The sequence below is a fragment of the Microvirga lenta genome, from assembly GCF_020532555.1.
Taxonomy (GTDB): domain Bacteria; phylum Pseudomonadota; class Alphaproteobacteria; order Rhizobiales; family Beijerinckiaceae; genus Microvirga; species Microvirga lenta.
Map to the genome: position 1 here is coordinate 153,827 of NZ_JAJBBR010000009.1, position 19,399 is coordinate 173,225.

22 protein-coding genes are annotated in these 19,399 nt (G+C 67.0%); 8 read left to right on the top strand and 14 right to left on the bottom strand.

Annotated features, from left to right (window positions below):
* Window positions 1-15: 15 nt before the first annotated feature.
* From LGR44_RS15455 to rpsD, 3 genes are all read left to right on the top strand, one after another.
* Window positions 16-1,215: an alpha/beta hydrolase family protein gene (locus LGR44_RS15455; protein ID WP_226741606.1), complete on the top strand. Its 1,200-nt coding sequence runs from the start codon at window positions 16-18 to the stop codon at window positions 1,213-1,215.
* 30 nt (window positions 1,216-1,245) lie between these two features.
* Window positions 1,246-2,118 (top strand): glutamate racemase, encoded by an 873-nt coding sequence (gene murI, locus LGR44_RS15460; RefSeq protein WP_226741607.1) that lies wholly within the window; start codon window positions 1,246-1,248, stop codon window positions 2,116-2,118.
* A gap of 214 nt (window positions 2,119-2,332) precedes the next feature.
* A complete protein-coding gene (gene rpsD, locus LGR44_RS15465; protein ID WP_226741608.1) occupies window positions 2,333-2,950 on the top strand; it encodes a 30S ribosomal protein S4 in 618 nt (205 codons plus the stop codon).
* Between the two features lie 66 nt (window positions 2,951-3,016).
* Here rpsD and LGR44_RS15470 read toward each other — a convergent pair whose 3' ends face one another.
* The 5 genes from LGR44_RS15470 to LGR44_RS15490 form a co-directional block, all read right to left on the bottom strand.
* Window positions 3,017-3,670 (bottom strand): Spy/CpxP family protein refolding chaperone, encoded by a 654-nt coding sequence (locus LGR44_RS15470; RefSeq protein WP_226741609.1) that lies wholly within the window; start codon window positions 3,668-3,670, stop codon window positions 3,017-3,019.
* A 220-nt stretch (window positions 3,671-3,890) separates the two neighbouring features.
* The gene (locus tag LGR44_RS15475) at window positions 3,891-4,442 is read right to left on the bottom strand and encodes an RBBP9/YdeN family alpha/beta hydrolase (RefSeq protein WP_226741610.1); all 552 of its coding nucleotides are present in this window, start codon (window positions 4,440-4,442) and stop codon (window positions 3,891-3,893) included.
* A gap of 32 nt (window positions 4,443-4,474) precedes the next feature.
* Window positions 4,475-5,725, bottom strand: a complete 1,251-nt coding sequence (locus LGR44_RS15480) for an SAM-dependent methyltransferase (RefSeq protein ID WP_226741611.1) — start codon at window positions 5,723-5,725, stop codon at window positions 4,475-4,477.
* Window positions 5,726-5,944: 219 nt separating this feature from the next.
* A complete protein-coding gene (gene purB, locus LGR44_RS15485) occupies window positions 5,945-7,252 on the bottom strand; it encodes an adenylosuccinate lyase (RefSeq protein WP_226741612.1) in 1,308 nt (435 codons plus the stop codon).
* A gap of 126 nt (window positions 7,253-7,378) precedes the next feature.
* Window positions 7,379-8,011 (bottom strand): LysE family translocator, encoded by a 633-nt coding sequence (locus LGR44_RS15490; RefSeq protein ID WP_226741613.1) that lies wholly within the window; start codon window positions 8,009-8,011, stop codon window positions 7,379-7,381.
* 151 nt (window positions 8,012-8,162) lie between these two features.
* Here LGR44_RS15490 and LGR44_RS15495 point away from each other — a divergent pair, with 151 nt between their 5' ends.
* Both LGR44_RS15495 and LGR44_RS15500 read left to right on the top strand, forming a co-directional pair.
* Window positions 8,163-8,456: a DUF6894 family protein gene (locus LGR44_RS15495; protein ID WP_226741614.1), complete on the top strand. Its 294-nt coding sequence runs from the start codon at window positions 8,163-8,165 to the stop codon at window positions 8,454-8,456.
* Window positions 8,457-8,473: 17 nt separating this feature from the next.
* The gene (locus LGR44_RS15500; protein ID WP_226741615.1) at window positions 8,474-9,199 is read left to right on the top strand and encodes a Crp/Fnr family transcriptional regulator; all 726 of its coding nucleotides are present in this window, start codon (window positions 8,474-8,476) and stop codon (window positions 9,197-9,199) included.
* A 73-nt stretch (window positions 9,200-9,272) separates the two neighbouring features.
* Here the strand turns inward: LGR44_RS15500 and LGR44_RS15505 are convergent, their stop codons facing one another.
* Together LGR44_RS15505 and rpe are read right to left on the bottom strand one after the other, a co-directional pair.
* Window positions 9,273-9,668, bottom strand: a complete 396-nt coding sequence (locus LGR44_RS15505) for a response regulator (protein WP_226741616.1) — start codon at window positions 9,666-9,668, stop codon at window positions 9,273-9,275.
* 104 nt (window positions 9,669-9,772) lie between these two features.
* Entirely contained in the window at window positions 9,773-10,444 is a 672-nt protein-coding gene (gene rpe, locus LGR44_RS15510; protein WP_226741617.1) for a ribulose-phosphate 3-epimerase, read from the bottom strand.
* Between the two features lie 205 nt (window positions 10,445-10,649).
* Between rpe and LGR44_RS15515 the strand changes: the two genes are divergently transcribed.
* On the top strand, window positions 10,650-11,891 hold the full coding sequence (locus LGR44_RS15515; RefSeq protein ID WP_226741618.1) for an NAD(P)/FAD-dependent oxidoreductase: 1,242 nt from the start codon (window positions 10,650-10,652) through the stop codon (window positions 11,889-11,891).
* On the opposite strand, the gene LGR44_RS15520 is transcribed toward LGR44_RS15515, so the two are convergent.
* A complete protein-coding gene (locus tag LGR44_RS15520) occupies window positions 11,888-12,898 on the bottom strand; it encodes a P1 family peptidase (RefSeq protein WP_226741619.1) in 1,011 nt (336 codons plus the stop codon). The two genes, LGR44_RS15515 and LGR44_RS15520, sit on opposite strands and share 4 nt — an antisense overlap.
* 96 nt (window positions 12,899-12,994) lie before the next feature.
* Here LGR44_RS15520 and LGR44_RS15525 point away from each other — a divergent pair, with 96 nt between their 5' ends.
* Both LGR44_RS15525 and LGR44_RS15530 read left to right on the top strand, forming a co-directional pair.
* Window positions 12,995-13,720, top strand: coding sequence for a cytochrome c biogenesis CcdA family protein (locus LGR44_RS15525; protein ID WP_226741620.1), 726 nt, complete (start codon window positions 12,995-12,997; stop codon window positions 13,718-13,720).
* Between the two features lie 72 nt (window positions 13,721-13,792).
* Window positions 13,793-14,263: a DUF1203 domain-containing protein gene (locus tag LGR44_RS15530; RefSeq protein WP_226741621.1), complete on the top strand. Its 471-nt coding sequence runs from the start codon at window positions 13,793-13,795 to the stop codon at window positions 14,261-14,263.
* 19 nt (window positions 14,264-14,282) lie between these two features.
* Here the strand turns inward: LGR44_RS15530 and LGR44_RS15535 are convergent, their stop codons facing one another.
* The 6 genes from LGR44_RS15535 to livM all read right to left on the bottom strand — a co-directional run bounded on the left by LGR44_RS15535 (window position 14,283) and on the right by livM (window position 19,392).
* Complete coding sequence (locus LGR44_RS15535; protein ID WP_226741622.1) at window positions 14,283-14,663, bottom strand: ACT domain-containing protein; 381 nt, start codon at window positions 14,661-14,663, stop codon at window positions 14,283-14,285.
* 75 nt (window positions 14,664-14,738) lie between these two features.
* Window positions 14,739-15,866: a branched-chain amino acid ABC transporter substrate-binding protein gene (locus LGR44_RS15540; protein ID WP_226741623.1), complete on the bottom strand. Its 1,128-nt coding sequence runs from the start codon at window positions 15,864-15,866 to the stop codon at window positions 14,739-14,741.
* A 130-nt stretch (window positions 15,867-15,996) separates the two neighbouring features.
* Window positions 15,997-16,359, bottom strand: a complete 363-nt coding sequence (locus LGR44_RS15545) for a DUF6867 family protein (protein WP_226741624.1) — start codon at window positions 16,357-16,359, stop codon at window positions 15,997-15,999.
* Window positions 16,359-17,138 carry an ABC transporter ATP-binding protein gene (locus LGR44_RS15550; RefSeq protein WP_226741625.1) on the bottom strand — a complete coding sequence of 260 codons (780 nt, stop codon included), beginning with the start codon at window positions 17,136-17,138 and terminating at the stop codon, window positions 16,359-16,361. Before LGR44_RS15550 ends, LGR44_RS15545 begins: the two co-directional genes overlap by 1 nt.
* Window positions 17,135-17,977: an ABC transporter ATP-binding protein gene (locus LGR44_RS15555; protein ID WP_226741626.1), complete on the bottom strand. Its 843-nt coding sequence runs from the start codon at window positions 17,975-17,977 to the stop codon at window positions 17,135-17,137. Before LGR44_RS15555 ends, LGR44_RS15550 begins: the two co-directional genes overlap by 4 nt.
* A complete protein-coding gene (livM, locus tag LGR44_RS15560) occupies window positions 17,977-19,392 on the bottom strand; it encodes a high-affinity branched-chain amino acid ABC transporter permease LivM (protein ID WP_226741627.1) in 1,416 nt (471 codons plus the stop codon). Before livM ends, LGR44_RS15555 begins: the two co-directional genes overlap by 1 nt.
* Window positions 19,393-19,399: the final 7 nt, after the last annotated feature.

Consider the following 19,399-nt stretch of genomic DNA (forward strand, 5'->3'; position numbering starts at 1 on the left):
GACCCGAGATCGTTCATGCGCCGTCCGCTGACCACCCTCGTCCTCCTGGGTTCGTGCCTCGCTGCTCCGTGGGCGCAGGCGGCGACCCCGCCGAAGCAGCCGGAGAAGGGGCCCGGCGGAGCGGATTACGCCGTTTCCCAGGTAACGAAGCGGGCGGTGGGCACAGCGAGCGCGGGCACCTTCGTGTTCCATGGGGCGGGTGCGCCCGCCGAGCCCCGGCCGGTCGTGGTCTTCTTCCATTCCTGGGGAGCGGCGAACCCGGCCCTCTACGGCGGCTGGATCGATCACCTCGCCCGCAAGGGTCACCTCGTCCTCTTCCCGCGCTTCCAGGAGGTGAACCGCTCCCGTCCCGCCGATGCCTCGGCGCTGGCGGCGAGCCTGATCGGGAGCGCCCTGGAGGCTCTCGCTTCCGACCCGGAGGCGAAGCCGGATCCGAACCGCGTGGCCTTCATCGGGCATTCGGCCGGCGTGCCCATCGCGCTCAACGTGGCGGCGGGGGCGAAGGCGGGTGCGCTGCCCGAGCCGAAGCTCATCTTCGGCGTGATGCCGGGCGGCATCGCCTCCACCGAGAAGGACAGGGGCATCATGCTCCAGGACCTGTCCGCCATCGACGCCTCGACCTTGATCGTCACCATGAGCGGCGACCGGGACTATCTGCCCAGCGACCGGGCTTCCCGCCGGATCCTGCAGGCGGCCTCGGCCGTTCCGGCGACGCGCAAGCTGTTCATGCGCGCGAGCTCCGACGACCACGGCTACCCGGCCCTTACCGCGACCCTGGCCTCGCCGGGCTCGCCCAAGTCCGACTACGACGCCGCTTCCATCAAGCTGCCCCCCGATCCGCCGCGCGACCCCAAGCAGAAGAGCACCTGGCGCTGGAGCGCCGACATGGCGCTGACCGGCCCGCAGACGATCCTGACCCAGCAGCTCGGCAACAACGGCACCGACACGCTGGATTTCCTCGCCTTCTGGAAGACCTTCGACATGGCCGCCGAGGCGGCCTTCTCGGGCAAGGATGCCGCCGCCCTGCGGCGCGATCCGAAATTCGTCGACATGGGCTCCTGGAGCGACGGATGGCCCGTGCGCCGCCTCTCGGCCGAGATGCCGAAGGTGGAGGGGCAGGAGGAGAAGCCGGAACGGGGCCCGCGCCGGCGCCTCAATCTGGTGCCGACGGAAACCAAGCAGAGCTTTTCCGAGTTCATGAACCGGCGCTCATAAATCAAAGAAGCGGGACGGGGGCTTGCCCTGATGCTTTTCAATCTTCTTGCGGGAACGACCCACAGCCCTGCCGTCATGCCGTCTCCGGTGCCAACCATCCTCCTCTTCGATTCCGGCCTCGGGGGCCTGACGGTCTTTGCCGAGGTGCTGAAGGCGCGGCCCGATGCCCGCTTCGTCTATGCGGCGGACGATGCCGCCTTCCCCTATGGACGCCTGAGCGAGCAGGCCCTGGTGGCCCGCGTTCTCGCCGTGATGGACCGGCTGATCGGGCTCTACGATCCCGAGCTGGTGGTGATCGCCTGCAACACGGCCTCGACCCTCGTGCTGCCGCATCTGCGGGCGCGCTTCGCCACGCCTTTCGTCGGCACGGTTCCGGCCATCAAGCCGGCGGCGCTTGCGACCCGGTCCGGCCATGTCACCGTCCTCGCGACGCCCGGAACCGTGGCCCGGGACTACACCCGCGACCTGATCGAGACCTATGCCGCCGGCTGCCGGGTGAAGCTCGTCGGCTCCCGCAGGCTGGCCGGCTTCGCCGAAGCCGAGCTTGCCGGCGCTCCCGTCTCCGACGAGGAGCTGCTGGAGGAGCTCGCGCCCTGCTTCGTGGAGGACGAGGCGGGGCGGACCGACGTGATCGCGCTCGGATGCACCCATTATCCGCTGCTTCTGTCCCGCTTCGAGAAGCTGGCCCGCTGGCCCGTGACATGGATCGATCCGGCCCCCGCCATCGCCCGGCGCGTGGTGCAGCTCATCGGAGGCCCGGTGCCCGGCCACGAGGCCGACGAGGGCGAGGCGCTGGCGGTCTTCACGGGCGGGGCGGGGATCACGGCGCCCCTGCGCGACGCCCTGCATCGGAAGGGACTGCCGCTGGTGGCGGTCGAGGACATGCCGCTGCTGCAGGGCTGAGGCGCTTCCCGATTGACTTTCCCGCTCCTTTCCCCTAGAAGCCACCCGTTCGCGCGGTCCTCAGGGGCCGCGTAACTTTTTACGCACCCGTGGCCCGGCTCCGGTCGGCCTGTCGTCCCGTCCCTCGAGACGGCCCCTTGGGCCTCCTCGGGATGAGGGGAAGAGGAGGGCGCGTTCCTCGAAAACCGTTCGCTTTACCAAGAGGAATCGCGAGATGTCGAAGCGCATTCAGGCCAAGCACAAGCTTGACCGCCGCATGGGCCAGAATATCTGGGGCCGCCCGAAGAGCCCCGTGAACCGCCGCGAATACGGCCCCGGCCAGCACGGCCAGCGCCGCAAGGGCAAGCTCTCCGACTTCGGCACGCAGCTGCGCGCCAAGCAGAAGCTCAAGGGCTACTACGCCAACATCACCGAGAAGCAGTTCCGCCGCTACTACGCCGAGGCGATCCGCCTCAAGGGCGACTCGGGCGAGAACCTCGTCGGTCTGCTCGAGCGCCGTCTCGACGCCGTCGTGTACCGGGCGAAGTTCGTCGCGACCCCGTTCGCCGCGCGCCAGTTCGTCAACCACGGTCACGTGAAGGTCAACGGCCGCCGCGTCAACATCCCGAGCTACCTCGTGAAGCCCGGCGATGTGATCGAGGTCAAGGAAAAGTCGAAGCAGCTCGAGGTCGTCGTCGTGGCGTCCCAGCTCGCCGAGCGTGACGTTCCGGACTACATCGAGGTCGATCACTCCAAGATGACGGCCCGCATCACCCGCATTCCGACCCTCTCCGAGGTGCCTTATGCGGTTCAGATGGAGCCGAACCTCGTGATCGAGTTCTATTCGCGCTAATCGCCGCGATTTCGAGACAGCAAAAAGGCCGCCCTTCGGGGCGGCCTTTTTCTTTCTGCATCCGGCTTACTGCTGATTCTGGGGCTGGGCCGGAGCCTGCTGCTGATCGCCGCCGCCCTGCCGCTGCATCATGCCCGGGCCGCGATGCATCATGCCATGGCCCTGGTGCATACCCATCCGGGCATGGTCCCTGCCGTGGTGGCGTCCACCATGATGGCCGCGCCAGCCCATGCCGCCGACGGCCGTGCGCAGGAGGCGCGGAGCAACCCGCTTCTGGTCGTCGTTGAACGAGTTCCAGAGGGGCCGCATGGCGGTCGCCAGGGCGCTCGTGCGCTGGGCCCGCTCGGTCATCATCGTGCCGCGCCGTTCGAGCCGCTGCATGAAGTCCATTTCCTGCCGGTCCTGGCCGCGCATGCTGCGGCGCTGCTCCATGCGGGTGAAGCGCTCGTTGGCGTTGGAGCGGATTGCATCCTCCACCGGCTGCCAGAGGCGCTCCTGCTCGGGGGTGAGTCTCAAGCCTGCCTTGATGCCGGCGATGCGAGCGTCGACAAAGCGGTTGAAATCGTCCTGCGACATGCCGCGGCGCTCGGGGCGCGTCGTGTTCTCCTGAGCCGTTCCCGGACCTGCCGGGTTGGCAGGGGCGGTTCCCTGGGCCAGGGCGAAGGTGCCCGTGCCGGCCATGAGGGCCGCGGCGGCGAGGATGGCAATCTTCTTCTTCATTTCAATCTCCTTCGTGAAGTCGATACGGAGGAGATTGGGGCTTGGCCGCTCACGCCCAAGTGACCGCAACATGAACTTTTCGTCATGTTGGGGCGCGGCCGGGCCCTTCTCGCGTGGATCTCAGGGTGGATGAGGGCGCCGGAAGCGCCGGTCCGATCTCCTCCCCGCACGGGGGAAACGGCGCTGCGCTGTCAGAGGCAATCCGCAGACGGCATGTCCCTCACAGCCGCTTGAGGAACCCCGCGAAGCGCATCAGGCCCTCGGGCCAGGGACCGTGGCCGCTGTCGGTGTTGATATGTCCCGCGTCGCCCGCATCCACGATGGCGGAGCCCCAGGAATAGGCGATGTCCTCCGCCTTCTCGTACTCGCCGAAAGGGTCGGTCCGGCTCATCACCAGCACGGACGGGAAGGGCAGGGGATCGCGCGGGATCGGCGCGAAGCTCCGGTCGATGGCGGGGATGAAATCCGGCCGCTCCACATCGGGCAGGCCCACCAGGAAGGCGCCCTGCACCTTGCCGGTCTTGAGCAGCGGGGCCGCATGCGCGATCGCGATGACGCCGAGGCTGTGGCCGACCAGGACCACGGGTTTCCTGGCCTTCTCCACGTCGCGGACGATCCGCCCGATCCAGGCCTCCTTGTCGGGGGCGTCCCAGCTTTCCTGCTCGATCCGGCGCGCGGTCGAGAGCTGCCGCTCCCAGCGGCTCTGCCAGTGGTCCACGCCGGAATTCTCGTATCCGGGAACGATGAGGATGTCGCAATCGGAGGTTTTCATGGGATCCGAGTTAAACGTCCGCTCCGCTCGGTTCAAGCGGTCTGCTTCATTTCCGTCTCCTCGGCCATCCTCAGCGCCGCCTCCCGCTCGGCGATGTAGTCGCGGGTCAGGGGCACCACGTCGTTGCGCCGCGCGAGCTGGATCTGGAACACCACCGCGTCCTGGAAGCGGAAGGCGGATTCCGACATGGCGAGATAGCACTCCCACATGCGGCAGAAGCGTTCGTCGTAGAGGCGCAGGACCTCCTCGCGATGAGCCGTGAATCGCTCCCGCCAGGCCTTCAGGGTGAGGGCGTAGTGCAGGCGCAGCACCTCGACATCCGTCACCACGAGCCCGGCCCGCTCCACCGACGGCATGATTTCCGACAGGATCGGCAGATGCCCGCCGGGAAAGATGTACTTGGTGATCCAGGGATTCGTGGGATAGGGCGGTCCCGAGCGGCCGATGGTGTGGAGGAGCATGACGCCGTCCTCCTTCAGGAGCTGCCGGCAGGTCCGGAAATAATCGTCGTAGGACGGCGGGCCCACATGCTCGAACATGCCCACCGAGACGATGCGGTCGAAGGTGCCTTTCGTTTCCCGATAGTCCTCGAGCTCGAAATGGACCCGGCCCAGGAGCCCGGCCGCCGCCGCCCGCTTGCGGGAGACGTCGAGCTGTTCCTCCGACAGGGTCACGCCCCTGACGGCGCCGGCTCCCGCGATCTGCGCCAGATAGAGGCCCATGCCGCCCCAGCCCGAGCCGATGTCGAGAACGCTCTGGCCCTGCTCCACCAGGAGCTTCGCGGCGATGTGCCGTTTCTTGGCCAGCTGCGCCTCTTCGAGGCTCGCATCCGGGTGGTCGAAATAGGCGCAGGAATACTGCCGGTCGCTGTCGAGGAAGAGGGCGTAGAGCCGGCCGTCGAGATCGTAGTGGTGGGCGACGTTGCGCTTGGATTTCACCGCATCGTTCTCGCTGCGACGCTTCATCCAGGCCCTGATCTTCCTGAGGCGGTGGAAGGGAAGCTCGTCGAGCTCGCCATGGGTGTCCTGGAGGAGAAGCTGGAGCAGGTCGTAGATCGTGCCCTTCTCGATCACGAGCCGCCCTTCCATGAAGAGCTCGCCCAGCTTCAATTCCGGATGCAGGCACAGGGCCATCTGGGCGGCAGGGTCCGTGAAGCGGATCGCGACCCGCGGCTCGCCGCCGTCGCCGAAGGTCATGTGCGACCCTCCGGCGGTCGTCATTTCGAGCGTGCCGCGCTTCACCGCACGGGTGAAGGCGGTAGCGAGAAGTTTCTCCGACAACATGGTCAAATCCCCGTGCCGTTGATCTCCTGATGGGTATTGTTACCCATTGGAAAGATATTTCCAGCCCCGATGCCGTTCAAGCTTTGCGGTGAATGCGGGGCAGGGCCGTTCTCTCCTTGAAAAGCCGCGCTTGGCGGGTTGAGCCGCCGCCAAAAAGAAAATGGCCGGCTTGGGCCGGCCATGGTGGGATGGTGCTTTCGGCCGCGAAGCGGCCTGTCGTCAGCTTGCGCCGAAGACCCGGGTGAAGATCGTGTCCACGTGCTTGTAGTGGTAGCCCAGGTCGAAGCAGGCCTCGATCTCGTCCGGCGCGAGATAGCCGGTCACGTCCTTGTCCGCCTTCAGCAGGGTCAGGAAGTCGCCTTCGCCGCGCCAGACCGGCATGGCGTTGCGCTGGACGAGGCGGTAGGCGTCCTCGCGCGAGGCTCCCTTCTGGGTGAGGGCCAGCAGGACGCGCTGCGAATGGACGAGGCCGCCGAGGCGGTCCAGGTTCTTCTGCATGTTCTCCGGATAGACCACGAGCTTGTCGATCACGCTGGTCAGCCGGGCGAGGGCGAAGTCCAGGGTCACGGTGGCATCGGGGCCGATCATGCGCTCGACGGAGGAATGCGAGATGTCCCGCTCGTGCCAGAGAGCCACGTTCTCCATGGCCGGCATCGCATAGGCGCGGACCATGCGGGCGAGGCCCGTGAGGTTCTCGGTCAGCACCGGGTTGCGCTTGTGCGGCATGGCCGAGGAGCCCTTCTGGCCGGCGGAGAAATACTCCTCGGCTTCCAGGACCTCGCTGCGCTGCAGGTGACGGATCTCGACGGCGAGACGCTCGATGGAGGAGGCGACCACGCCCAAAGTCGCGAAGTACATGGCGTGCCGGTCGCGGGGAATGACCTGGGTCGAGACCGGCTCGACCGAAAGGCCCATCTGCTCGGCCACGTATTCCTCTACGCTCGGATCGATATTGGCGAAGGTGCCGACCGCGCCGGAGATGGCGCAGGTGGCGACCTCGCGCTGGGCTTCGATGAGGCGCACCTTGCAGCGCTCGAACTCCGCATAGGCCTGGGCGAGCTTGAGGCCGAAGGTGGTGGGCTCCGCGTGGATGCCGTGCGAGCGGCCGATGGTCGGCGTCATCTTGTGCTCGAGGGCGCGGCGCTTGATGGCGGCGAGAAGCTCGTCCATGTCGCGCAGGAGCAGGTCGGTCGCGCGCACGAGCTGCACGTTGAAGGTGGTGTCGAGCACGTCCGACGAGGTCATGCCCTGGTGGACGAAGCGGGCCTCGGGGCCGACGATCTCGGCGAGGTGGGTCAGGAAGGCGATGACGTCGTGCTTCACCTCGCGCTCGATGGAGTCGATGCGCTCCACGTCGAAGGTGGCCTTGGAGCCCTTCTCCCACACAATCTCGGCCGCCTCCTTGGGCACGACGCCGAGATTGGCGAGCGCCGTGGTGGCATGGGCCTCGATCTCGAACCAGATGCGGAACTTGGTTTCCGGGGACCAGATGGCGACCATCTCGGGGCGGCTGTAGCGGGGGATCACGTGTCTTCTCCTACGGGCGGGGCGCAGCGCGGACCGGCTTCGACGATGAGGTGATCGCTATTGGATGACAGGGGCGAAGACAAGCCTCGTGCGCGCCGAATGGCCCCGCGCTCCGCGCAGGCGACGCTAGGCGCGCAGTTCCTTCACCCCGTCGACCACGAGCTTCGCGCCGATGGCTCCGAAGACCAGGCCGAAGCTGCCCTCGATCGCCCGGAAGAAGCGGGCATAGGCGCGCATGACGATTCCGGTCGAGAAAAGCAGCGCATAGGTGCCGTAGATGACCATGGCCGATGCCGAGGCACCGAGCCCGATGGCCAGGAACCCGAGGACGGACAGGCCGGAGGAGGCGAGATACATGGAGATCGCCACCCACATGAGCGCGGCCTTCGGATTGGTCAGGACGACCAGCAGGCCCCGCAGATAGGCCGCTCGTCCGCCCGTCCTCACGCTCGCGGCGACACGGCCGCCCGGGGAGCGGGTGAGGGCGGCGCGCACGGCCTTCAGGCCGAGATAGATCAGGTAGCCGCCGCCGATGAAGCGCATGGCCGTGATCGCCTGCGGAAAGGCGTCGAGAAGGGCTCCCACGCCCGAGGCGAAGAGGGTGGCCCAGAGGAAGACACCCGTCGCGATTCCCGCGGCCGTGGCGATGCCGGGGGCGCGACCGCTCCCGAGGGAGGCCGACGACACGGCCATCATGTTCGGCCCCGGCGAGACCTGGGCCAGGAAAATGCCGAGGAAGACGGGGGCGATGTCGAGCATGGGAGGTCTCTTGCGGCTGAGGAGCGCGTTCGGACAGCTTAGACGATCATGCCGCGAACCGACACCCCCGGCGCTTCGGCACGTTTCGGATGCGGGAGCAGGTTTGCCCGTGGAGCGAGGAACATACCACCGAGCAAGGAAGTTAAGCCGGATGCCTCGATATTACCGCCACATCCGGCAGGGCGATCAGCTTATCGAAGACCCTGACGGGATCGAGTTGCCCGACCTCGCCCGCGCCCGGGCCGAGGCTCTCGCGGGCATCCGGGATATTCTGGCCGAAGCAATCAAACGCGGTGCCGACGATTCCCTGGACGATGCCGTCGTGATTGCGGACGAAACCGGCCGTGAGCTGATGACGGTCCCGTTCATCGAGGCTCTGCCGCAGCGTCTGTACGAGGCAATCCTGGCATCCGGCTCCAAAGCGGGATCCGACACCAATCCGTAAGCGGGAGGAGCGGGCGCATGTCACATCCACTCATCGCAAAGCTTGAGCGGCATGGCCCCCTCTCCGAGGACGAGAAGCAGGTGCTTCGGCAGATCACGTTGCGGACCTCCGTTTACCAGGCGCGCGAGGACATCGTGCCCGAGGGCAGCTGTCCGAGTCACAGCAGCCTCATCCTTTCCGGCTTTGCCACCCGCCAGAAGCACGCAGTGGACGGGCAACGGCAGATCACGGCCTTTCACGTCCCGGGCGATTTCGCGGATCTTCACAGTTTCCTGCTCAAGAAGATCGACGACGGCGTCGCCGCGCTCACGACCTGCACCGTGTCCCATGTCGCTCACAGCGACCTGAAGGAAATCACCAAGCACTATCCTCATCTCACCCGCGTGCTTTGGCTCACCACTCTCGTCGACGGTGCCGTGCATCGCGCCTGGATGACCAGCCTTGGGCGAATGGACGCCCGGGAGCGCCTCGCGCACTTCCTGTGCGAGCTGCGCGACCGTCTCGAACCCGTGCAAATGACGAAGGACAATTCCTACGAACTGCCGATCACGCAGGAGGAGCTGGGTGACGCGTTCGGCATCACCACCGTCCATGTGAACAGGGTCCTGCAGGGGCTCCGGAGCGACGGTCTGATCACCTCGCGCGGCAAGATCTTGATCATCGACGACTGGGAGCGCCTCAAGGAGGTCGGCCAGTACGACCCGGATTACCTGCACATAGACCAGGAGGTCGAGCGGGATTGAGGAGCCCGAAGCCTCCGGCACGACGCAACGCCGGGCGTGACCTGGTCGCGCAGGCGGACCAGGCCGTGCGGGGTCAGTGCGTGCTTCCCGCCGGTCGAGGCAGGGTCGCGCCGCCGAGCAGGCGGCGCAGTTCGCCGATGAGCTTCGCCGGCGGCACCGGCTTGGACAGGGCGATCAGGTCGGGATGACGCTGGCGCACGTCGTCCGGCACCGCCCCGCCGGTATAGACCAGGGTCGGGATGCCGCGGGCGCTCAGCGCCTCGAGAACGGGCGTAACGGGGCCGTCGGACAGATTGACGTCCAGCAGGGCCGCGTCGAGCGGCGTTCCGTCCTTCAGGAGTTTCTTCGCCTCGCTCAGGCTTCCGACCGGGCCGACAGGCACGCCTTCGGCCTCCACCAGGAGCTGCCTGATGTCCTCGGCGGTGACGGCTTCATCTTCCAGAACGAGAACGCGGCATCCGCTCAACATACCCAGCCTCCGGTTCAGAGAGATGGGCAACGAGCGGGCTCTTGGCTTGTTCCGTCATGCGACAGCGCTGCATGAGGCCATGCCTCCAGTGCAGCCCGCCCGCTCTAGCGGGCCTGCTCGGCCGCCGAACGGATGGCCGCCATGTTGGGCGCGTAAGCCGAGGGGCCGCCCTTGAAGGTGGCGGAGCCGGCCACGAGCACGTTGGCGCCGGCGGCTGCCACGAGAGGAGCCGTTTCCGGCGTCGCGCCTCCGTCGATTTCGATGTCGATGTCCCGGTCGCCGACCATCGCCTTGACGCGCCGGATCTTGTCGCAGACCGACCCGATGAAGGCCTGGCCGCCGAAGCCGGGATTGACCGTCATGAGCAGGACGAGGTCGACCATGTCGAGCACCGGCTCGATGGCGGATTCGTGCGTGCCGGGATTGAGCACGATGCCGGCCTTCTTGCCCAGCGCCCGGATGGTCTGGAGCGACCGGTGCAGGTGCGGTCCTGCTTCCGCATGGATGCTGATGATGTCCGCTCCCGCCTTGGCGAAGGCTTCGAGATACGGATCCACCGGGGCGATCATCAGGTGCACGTCGAACACCTTCGCCGAGTGCGGACGCAGGGCCTTCACCACGTCCGGCCCGATGGTGATGTTCGGCACGAAGTGCCCGTCCATCACGTCGATATGGATCCAGTCCGCGCCGGCCTGGTCGATGGCGCGCACCTCTTCGCCCAGCTTGGCGAAGTCGGCGGACAGAATGGAGGGGGCGATGAGAAGAGGACGTGTCATGGCCGCGCCGGTAGCACGAGCTTATCCCTGCGGCAACGGGACATCGGCGCCCGATCCCGCCAACTCCCTGGGGAGAGGGCCTTTTGCCACAGGAAAGGCGTGGACGGCCCCGAAGGATCGGGAGTAAACATGCGGCACGCGAGAGGGGTGCAAGGCTCCTCGGCTCCCGGCTTCCGGGGGATCACAGGATAGGATTCGATTTCCCATGCGTAAGGACGTCGTTGTTCTTGGCGCCGGCATCGTCGGCGTGTCGATTGCCATTCACCTGCAGAAGCGCGGACGCTCCGTGCTGCTGGTGGACAAGCGCCGTCCCGGCGAGGAAACCTCCTTCGGCAATGCCGGCCTGATCCAGCGCGAGGGCGTCTATCCTTACGGCTTCCCGCACGATTTCGGCGCGCTGCTCCGCTACGCGCTCAACAACACCATCGACGCCCATTACCACATGGCGGCGCTGCCGAAGCTGGCGCCGTTCCTGTTCCAGTACTGGATGCATTCGCGCCCCGCGCAGCACAAGGCGATCGCGCGCCTCTACGCGCCGCTGATCGAGCACAGCGTGACCGAGCACATGGCGCTTGCGGAGGAGGCGGGCTCGACGCAGCTCATCCGCCCGACCGGCTGGATGAAGGTCTTCCGCTCCGACAAGGCGATGGAGACACAGCTTCGCGACGCCGAGCAGGTGCGGAGCGACTTCGGGGTCAATTTCGTCGCCCTGAACACGAAGGACGTGGCCGAGCGCGAGCCGCACATCAAGGCGGAGATGAAGGGCGGCATCCACTGGACCGACCCGGCCGCCATCTTCGACCCGTACCACCTCGTCCTGTCCTATGTGGAGCTGTTCGAAAAGCTCGGCGGCGAGGTCGCGGCGGGCGACGCCAAGACCCTGGAGCAGACCGCCGACGGCTGGCGCCTCCAGACCGAGAAGGGCGCCGTCGATGCCGGCGACGTGGTCGTGGCGCTCGGCCCCTGGGCCGACGTGGTGACGAGGAAGTTCGGCTACAACTTTCCGCTCGCGGTCAAGCGCGGCTACCACATGCACTACAAGCCGGAAGGCAACGCGGTGCTCAATCGCCCGACCCTGGATTTCGAGCGCGGCTACTTCCTGGCCCCGATGGCGAGGGGCATCCGCCTCACCACGGGCGCCGAATTCGCCGACCGGGACGCGCCCAAGACGCCCGTGCAGCTTCAGCGGGCCGAGCCCATCGCCAAGTCCTTCTTCCCCCTCGGCGAGCGGGTCGATCCGGAGCCCTGGATGGGCATGCGTCCCTGCACGCCGGACATGATGCCGATCATCGGCCGGGCGCCGCGCCACAAGAACCTCTGGTTCAGCTTCGGCCACGCCCACCACGGCATGACCCTCGGGCCCGTCACCGGGCGCGTCATGGCCGAGATGATCACCGGCGAGCCGACGGTGATCGATCCCAAGCCCTATCGTCCCGACCGGTTCTAGAACTCGGTCGCGCCCGCCGCGAACCGGTCGCGCCAGGCGGGCTGCGCGGTCGGGAAGGGCAGGGCCGTGGCCTCGTAGACGCCCCGGGCGATGGCGCGGGTGACGCAGTCGGCGGCGGCCGCGGTGATGTGGGTGAAATCCTCGACATCGTCGAGGGGCCGCTGCCCGGTGGCCGCCGCGAAGACCGTGTCGCCGTCGTAGAGCGCATGGGAGAAGCGCAGGCCCCGGGCGATGCCCGCATGGGACGAGATGGCGAGGCGCTTGGCCTGTCCCTTGGTGAGAACCGCGTCGGTCGCCACCAGCGCGATGGTCGTGGCCGGCTGCGGGCCGCCTTTCCAGATGAGTTCCCGCTTTTCGGGATGGACCTTCTCGGGGTGCCCGTGGCCGCCGAACTCGTCGCCCTCCTCGAAGGCGCCGGCCCAGAAATGGGGGCCTTCCCCGATGACCGCCGAGGCGATGCTGTTGACGATCACCATGGCGCCGACCCGGTGCCCGGAGGCCGTCACCGTGCTGACCGAGCCGAGGCCGCCCTTCAGGTTCGCGGTCGTGGCCCCGTAGCCGCCGCCCGCCGTGCCGAGTGCGAAGTCGTGGCCCGCCGCCTTCGCCGCCTCGTAGCCGAGGTCGCGGTAGGGCGGGTAGCGCCCCCAATCCTTGTCCCCGCCATTGAGCATGTCGAAGATGACCGCCTGGGAGACCAGGGGAATCCGCGCCGGTCCGACGGGGAAGCCGATGCCCTGCTCCCGCAGGCAGGCCTGCACCCCGCTCGCGGCATCGAGGCCGAAGGCCGAGCCTCCGGACAGGACGACGGCGTGGATGCCCGGCACCATCTTGTCCGGTTCGAGCAGGTCCGTCTCCCGGGTGCCGGGGGCGCCGCCGAGGACCGCGCAGGAGACGACCGTCGGCTCGTCGAAGAGGGCGACCGTCACGCCGGAGGCGAGGGCGGGATCGTGAGCGTTGCCGACGCGAAGGCCGGGCACGTCGGTGATGAGGTTGCGGAGCTGGGGCATGACGGCAAGGCAAGCTGAAAACGGCCACGTTCACAAGCTGGCGACTGCGACATCCACCGGCTTTCTTGTCCCGAGCCGACAGGATAGAAGACCTCAATGCTCAGCGTCTCCCTTCCTGCCGCGGTTGCCGGCGGCCTCATCAGCTTCCTGAGCCCTTGCGTCCTGCCGTTGGTGCCGCCCTACCTGTCCTTCCTGGCGGGCACCACCTTCGACCGGCTGAACGCGGGGGACGGCGCCGTGCGCCGCCGCGCGGTCCTGGCGGCCCTCCTTTTCGTCGCCGGCTTTTCCACCGTCTTCGTGCTCCTGGGCGCCACCGCCTCGGCCCTGGGACAGGTGATCCGGCAGTACCTCGACGTCCTGAGCACCGTCGCAGGCGTCGCCATCATCGTGATGGGCCTGCATTTCCTCGGCATCTTCCGGATCGGGCTGCTCTACCGCGAGGCGCGGTTCAACGTGGACAAGCCCGTGGGGCTGTGGGGCGCCTACGTGATGGGGCTTGCCTTCGCGTTCGGCTGGACGCCTTGCATCGGCCCGGTCCTGGCGGCCATCCTGACCGTGGCGGGCTCCGAGGACAGCGTCTCGCAGGGAGCGATTCTGCTGGCGGCCTATTCGGCCGGGCTGGGTATCCCGTTCCTGCTCGCGGCCTTCGCCATGAAGCCCTTCGCGGCGCTCCTGAAGCGCATGCGTTCGCGCTTCTCCGTGGTGGAGAAGACCATGGGGGTCCTGCTCGTGCTGACCGGCATCGCCTTCCTGACCGGCTGGATCACCACCGCGTCCTTCTGGCTGCTTGAGACGTTTCCGGCGCTGGCGACCTTGGGCTGAGCACGGCAGGAATCGGGTCGCCTCCGGCTTCCGGTGCTGCGACCGTCGCGGTCTCGATCAAGGAGACCATTCATGCCGTTCCAAGTCCGTGGCATCGACCCGCAGCCGTTCCAGCCGCTCTTCCGCCTGTCCGACGAGGCTCTTGCCGCCCAGGGCATCATCAGGGTGAAGGCCGACGAACCCGACGCCTATCCGTGCCGGGTCGCCCTGGCGCGGGTGAGGGAGGGGGAGGAACTGCTCCTCGTCCATTACATGCACCAGCCGAACCCGGCCTCGCCGTACAGGGCAGGCGGCCCGATCTTCGTCAGCCGGGGTGCCGAGGAGCCGGCGCATTACCGGGGCGAGCTTCCTCCGGCCCTGCGCGACCGGCTGCTGTCCCTGCGGGCCTACGATGCCGACGCCCTGATCGTCGATGCCGAGGTGGCGGAGGGGAATGAGGTTTCGGCCGTGATCCAACGGTTCCTGGCCCGCCCGGACGTGGCCCATGTGGATGCCCATTTCGCCCGGCGCGGCTGCTTCGCGGGGCGGATCGAGCGGCTTTGACGGCGGCCTTGGGCCGCCCTCAGAGGGTCAGCGCGTGCCCGGCGGCCCGCAAGGCGTCCACGGCCCGGTCCAGATCCGCTTCCTTCACCAGCACGTAATCGGTGCTGAAGGTCGAGGTGGCGAAGATGCCCACATTGGCAGCCGCGAGGGGACCGAGGACCGAGGCTAGGATGCCGGCCACGCTGAAATCGAAGCTCTGCTCGATCCGGAAACAGCGCCAGGCGCGGTCGATCTCGGCCCCCGGCGGCGCCCGCTCGAGAGGACAGACGAGGGTCGTTTCTTCCGGGGCTCTCACCAGAAGGTGAAACGGCCCCGGAGGCAGCGGCTCCACCGCCGCATCGGGCGGGAGACGGCAGACGGCATAGGGGTGCTCGAGCAGCGACAGGGTGAGGGCGGGCATCGTCGGCCTCGGTGTTTCCATGAAAAAACCCGCCCTGTCGCCAGGGCGGGTCTTGGGATTGGGTCAGCCGGCCGATTACATGCCGACTTCGTTGCCGGCGTAGTCGATCTTGCCGTCGGCGCCCTTCTTCCAGACGTACACGACGTAGTCCGGACGGGTGATGTCGCCCTTCTTGTCGAAGGAGAGATCGCCGATCACGGTCTTGAAGGGTTTGCCGGCCTTGATCACGTTGGCGACCTTCTGGCCGTCCGTGCTGCCCGCCTGCTTCGCAGCCTCGGCCAGAACCTGGGCCGCAGCGTAGCTGTAGAGGGTGTAGGCCTCAGGCTCGTAGTTCTTGGCGCGGAACTTCTCGACCACTTCCTTGGCGTTCGGGTTCTTGCGCGGATCCGGAGCGAAGGTCATCAGGGTGCCTTCGGCGCCCGGGCCGGCGATCGAGGTGAACTCGGCCGACACGATGCCGTCACCCGACATGAGCGGGGAGTTGAGGCCCTGGTCGCGCATCTGACGGATGATGAGGCCGGCTTCCGTGTGGAGGCCGCCGAAATAGACCACGTCCACGCCGGCCTGCTTCAGCTTCGACACGAGAGCGGAATAGTCCTTCTCGCCCGTGTTGATGCCTTCGTACACGACTTCCTTCAGACCCTTGCTGTTCATGGTCTTCTGGGTCTCGTCGGCGAGGCCCTTGCCGTAGGGGGTCTTGTCGTGAATGATCGCGACCTTCTTGCCCTTGAAGTTGTCGGCGAGATAGGTGCCGGCCACGAGGCCCTGCTGGTCGTCGCGACCGCAGGTGCGGAAGGTGTTCCACATGCCGCGCTCGGTGTAGGTCGGGTTCGTCGAAGCGGGCGAGATCTGGACGATGCCGGCCTCTTCGTAGACCTGCGAAGCCGGGATCGAGACGCCCGAGCAGAAGTGGCCGATGACCATCTTCACGCCTTCGGCCGCGAACTTGTTGGCCACCGAAACGCCCTGCTTCGGATCGCAGACGTCGTCGCCGACGACGAGCTCGACCTTCTGTCCGTTGATGCCGCCGGCAGCATTGATGTCAGCGACCGCCTGCTCGGCGCCGTTCTTGAGCTGCGCGCCGAAAGCGGCGTTCGGGCCCGTGATGGGACCGGCCACGCCGACCTTGATCTGCGCGTTGGCCGCACCGGAAAAGGCAAGGCCGAGGCCGAGCGCAACGCCGGTCAACAGCAAATTCTTCATGAGGTCACTCCTCTGGGTGGTTTTATTAGGCCCCTCTTCCTCAAGGGGCCGGCTTCGACGGGCCTGGGCCCGCCTTCCGGGTGACATCATGCTTCTTTTTGAGCGGAAGTCACGCCGGAAATTCTCGGGCTTAGCCCTTCGTATGAGAGGCCTTTTCCCGCCAGCTGAACGGGCCGGTCCGCTCGTAGAGCCAACGATATTGTGATGTCATCTGCCTGGCCCGGTAGTACTGGAAGCCGAGGCTGCCGATGATCAGGAGCACGATGGTGTCGACCGCGTAGTAATGCACCGACAGGAGTGTGCCGCCGAACAGGGCGAAGTGGATGAACCGGACCGCCGCCCCCAGGATCAGCAGATAGAGGATGAGGTTCCAGTAGGGCCGCCAGGTGATGGCGATGGCCCGGCCGGTCATCCAGGCGGCCCAGCCGCCCATGATCACGGTGATGAGAAGGAAGAGCCAGAAGGACGGCTCTTCGTAGAGAATGCCCTGCATCAGTGATGCCCTCCCTCGAGATAGGCCGCCCGGACCTGCGGATCCTCCAGCAGCTCCTTGCCGGTCCCGCTCATGGTGATGTTGCCCGTCACCATCACATATCCGCGATGGGCAAGCTTGAGGGCGTGATAGGCGTTCTGCTCCACCAGGAACACGGTCATGCCGTCCTGCTCGTTGAGCTCCTTGATGATCGTGAAGATCTGCTTCACGATCAGGGGCGCGAGGCCCAAGGACGGCTCGTCCAGGAGGAGGAGCTTCGGGCGGCTCATGAGCGCCCTGGCGATGGCCAGCATCTGCTGCTCGCCGCCCGACAGGGTGCCGCCGCGCTGCTGCAGGCGCTCCTTCAGGCGCGGGAACAGGGTGCAGACCCGCTCCAGATCTTGGTCGAAATGGGCGAAGCCGTTGATCGAGGCGCCCATCTGCAGGTTCTCGTACACGGTCATGCGCGGGAAGATGCGCCGTCCCTCCGGGGACTGGGCGATCGAGAGCTGCGCGATCTCGTGGGTCGGCATCTTGGTGATGTCCCGGCCCGCATAGGTGATCGTGCCCTCGCGGGCCCGCGGGTTGCCGAAGATCGTCATCATCAGCGTCGACTTGCCGGCGCCGTTGGCCCCGATCAGGGTGACGATCTCGCCTTCGTGGACGTCCATGTCCACGCCCTTGAGGGCGATGATGTTGCCGTAATAGGTCTTCACGCCGCGCACGCTGAGAAGCGGCTGGCGGCCCGCGGCCGGGCTCGCGCCGGGCTGGCGGTGTGTCTGTGCTCCAGCGGTGCTCATGCGCCGATCTCCGCTTCCACCTGTTCCACTTCCGAATCGTCGACGCCGAGATAGGCGGCGATCACCTTCGGATCGTCCCTGACCTGGGCCGGCGTGCCGTCCGAGATCTTGGTGCCGTAATCGAGCACCACCACGTGATCGGAGATCTCCATCACCACCGACATGTCGTGCTCGATGAGCAGGATCGAGGTGCCGTGATCCTTCCGGATCGACAGGAGAAGCTCGTTCAGCTCGAGGGATTCACGCGGGTTGAGACCCGCCGCCGGCTCGTCGAGGCAGAGCAGGAGCGGATCCGTGCACATGGCGCGGGCGATCTCCAGGCGGCGCTGGTCGCCGTAGGGCAGGTCGCCGGCCGGGTCGTCGGCCCTGTGGGTGAGACGGGTCTTTTCCAGCCAGAACTTCGCCCGCTCGATGGCCTCCTTCTCGGCATCGCGGTAGCGGCCGAGGCCGAGCACGCCGAGGAAGGTGAAGCCGGAGGCGATCATCAGCGGGTTGTGCTGCGCCACCAGCAGGTTCTCGAGCACGGTCATGCCCGAGAACAGGCGGATGTTCTGGAAGGTGCGGGCGACCTTGGCCTTCCAGTTGATGTCGTAGCCCGGAAGCCTCTCGAGGAGCAGGTGCGAACCGTCCGGCTTGCGGAGCGCGATCATGCCCTCCGTCGGCTTGTAGAAGCCGGTGATGCAGTTGAAGACCGTGGTCTTGCCGGCGCCGTTGGGGCCGATGAGCGCGGTGATGTCGCCGCGCCCGGCCTTGAAGGAGAGGTCGTTGATGGCGACGAGGCCGCCGAAGCGCATCGTGAGATGCTGAACGTCGAGGATGGGGTCCTGAAGCCAGCGCATTAGCCGTGTCCTTCCTTCACGAGCGAGCCGGAAATCGCCTTGCGCTCTTTCAAGATCACCGAGGGTTGACGCTCCGAGATGAGGCCGCGCGGACGCCACACCATCATGGCCACCATGCCGGCGCCGAAGAGCAGGAGGCGGTACTCGTTCGGGTCGAAGCCCGAACCGAAGACGGCCTGGAGGAAGGTCAGGTTACGCAGCACCTCCGGCCCGCCCACGAGCACGATGGCCGCGATGGCGACGCCGATCTGGGAACCCATGCCGCCCATGACCACGATGGCCAGGATGATCGCGGATTCCAGGAAGTTGAAGCTTTCCGGCGAGATGAAGCCCTGACGGACCGCGAAGAACGATCCGGCGAAGCCGCCGAACATGGCGCCGATGGCGAAGGCCGTCAGCTTGGTGTTCGTGGTGTTGATGCCCAGAGACCGGCAGGCGATCTCGTCCTCGCGCAGGGCTTCCCAGGCGCGGCCGACGGGCAGCTTGCGCAGGCGCATCGTCACGAAGTTGGTCAGCAGCGCCAGGGCCAGGATCAGGTAGTACAGGAAGATCATCCTGTGCATACCGTTGAACTCGAGCCCGAAGGTGTCCGCGAAACCGCCTTCTCCCGCCGTGAACGGGATGCCGAAGAAGGTCGCGCGCGGGATCGAGGAGATGCCGGCGCCGCCATTCGTCAGGTCCACCCAGTTGATGAGGACGAGGCGGATGATCTCGCCGAAGGCGAGGGTCACGATGGCGAGATAGTCGCCGCGCAGGCGCAGCACCGGGAAGCCCAGGACGATGCCCCAGAAGGCGGCGAGAATGCCCGCCAGCGGGAGGCAGATCCAGAACGACAGCCCGAACGTGGTCGAGAGCAGGGCGTAGGAATAGGCGCCGACCGCGTAGAACGCCACGTAGCCCAGGTCCAGAAGACCGGCGAGGCCCACCACGATGTTCAGGCCCCAGCCGAGCATCACGTAGGTGAGGATCAGGATGCCCAGATCGACCCAGTAGCGGGATTCGTTCAGGCCGCCCTGGATCAGGTAGATCAGGATGGGGAAGGCGAGGGCGACCCCTAGGAAGAAGGGAATGCCGAAGCGGGACGCCTTCTGGAAGGCGCTCGGCTCCGCATGGACCAGCTCCGTCGCCTGGGTGGGGCTCGGGACGGCCTCGCGGGCGGCCCGGGACGCCATGAAGGCGTGCTGCGCCAGGCGGAGGCCGAAGACGATGGCGCAGAAGATCGCCACCATGTCCCAGCGCGGGTTCAGGAACAGGTCCGCGCCGCTCTGGTCGGTGCGGTAGGCGACGATCGGGATCGACAGGCCGAAGGCGATCAGGGCGCTCTTCGCGGAATCCTTGAGGGCCGCCGCGAGGTCGAAGCGCGTGGGAACGGCCGGGCTTCGCGCCGAGCTCGTGGTGATGGAAGGAGCGTTCATGGGCTGC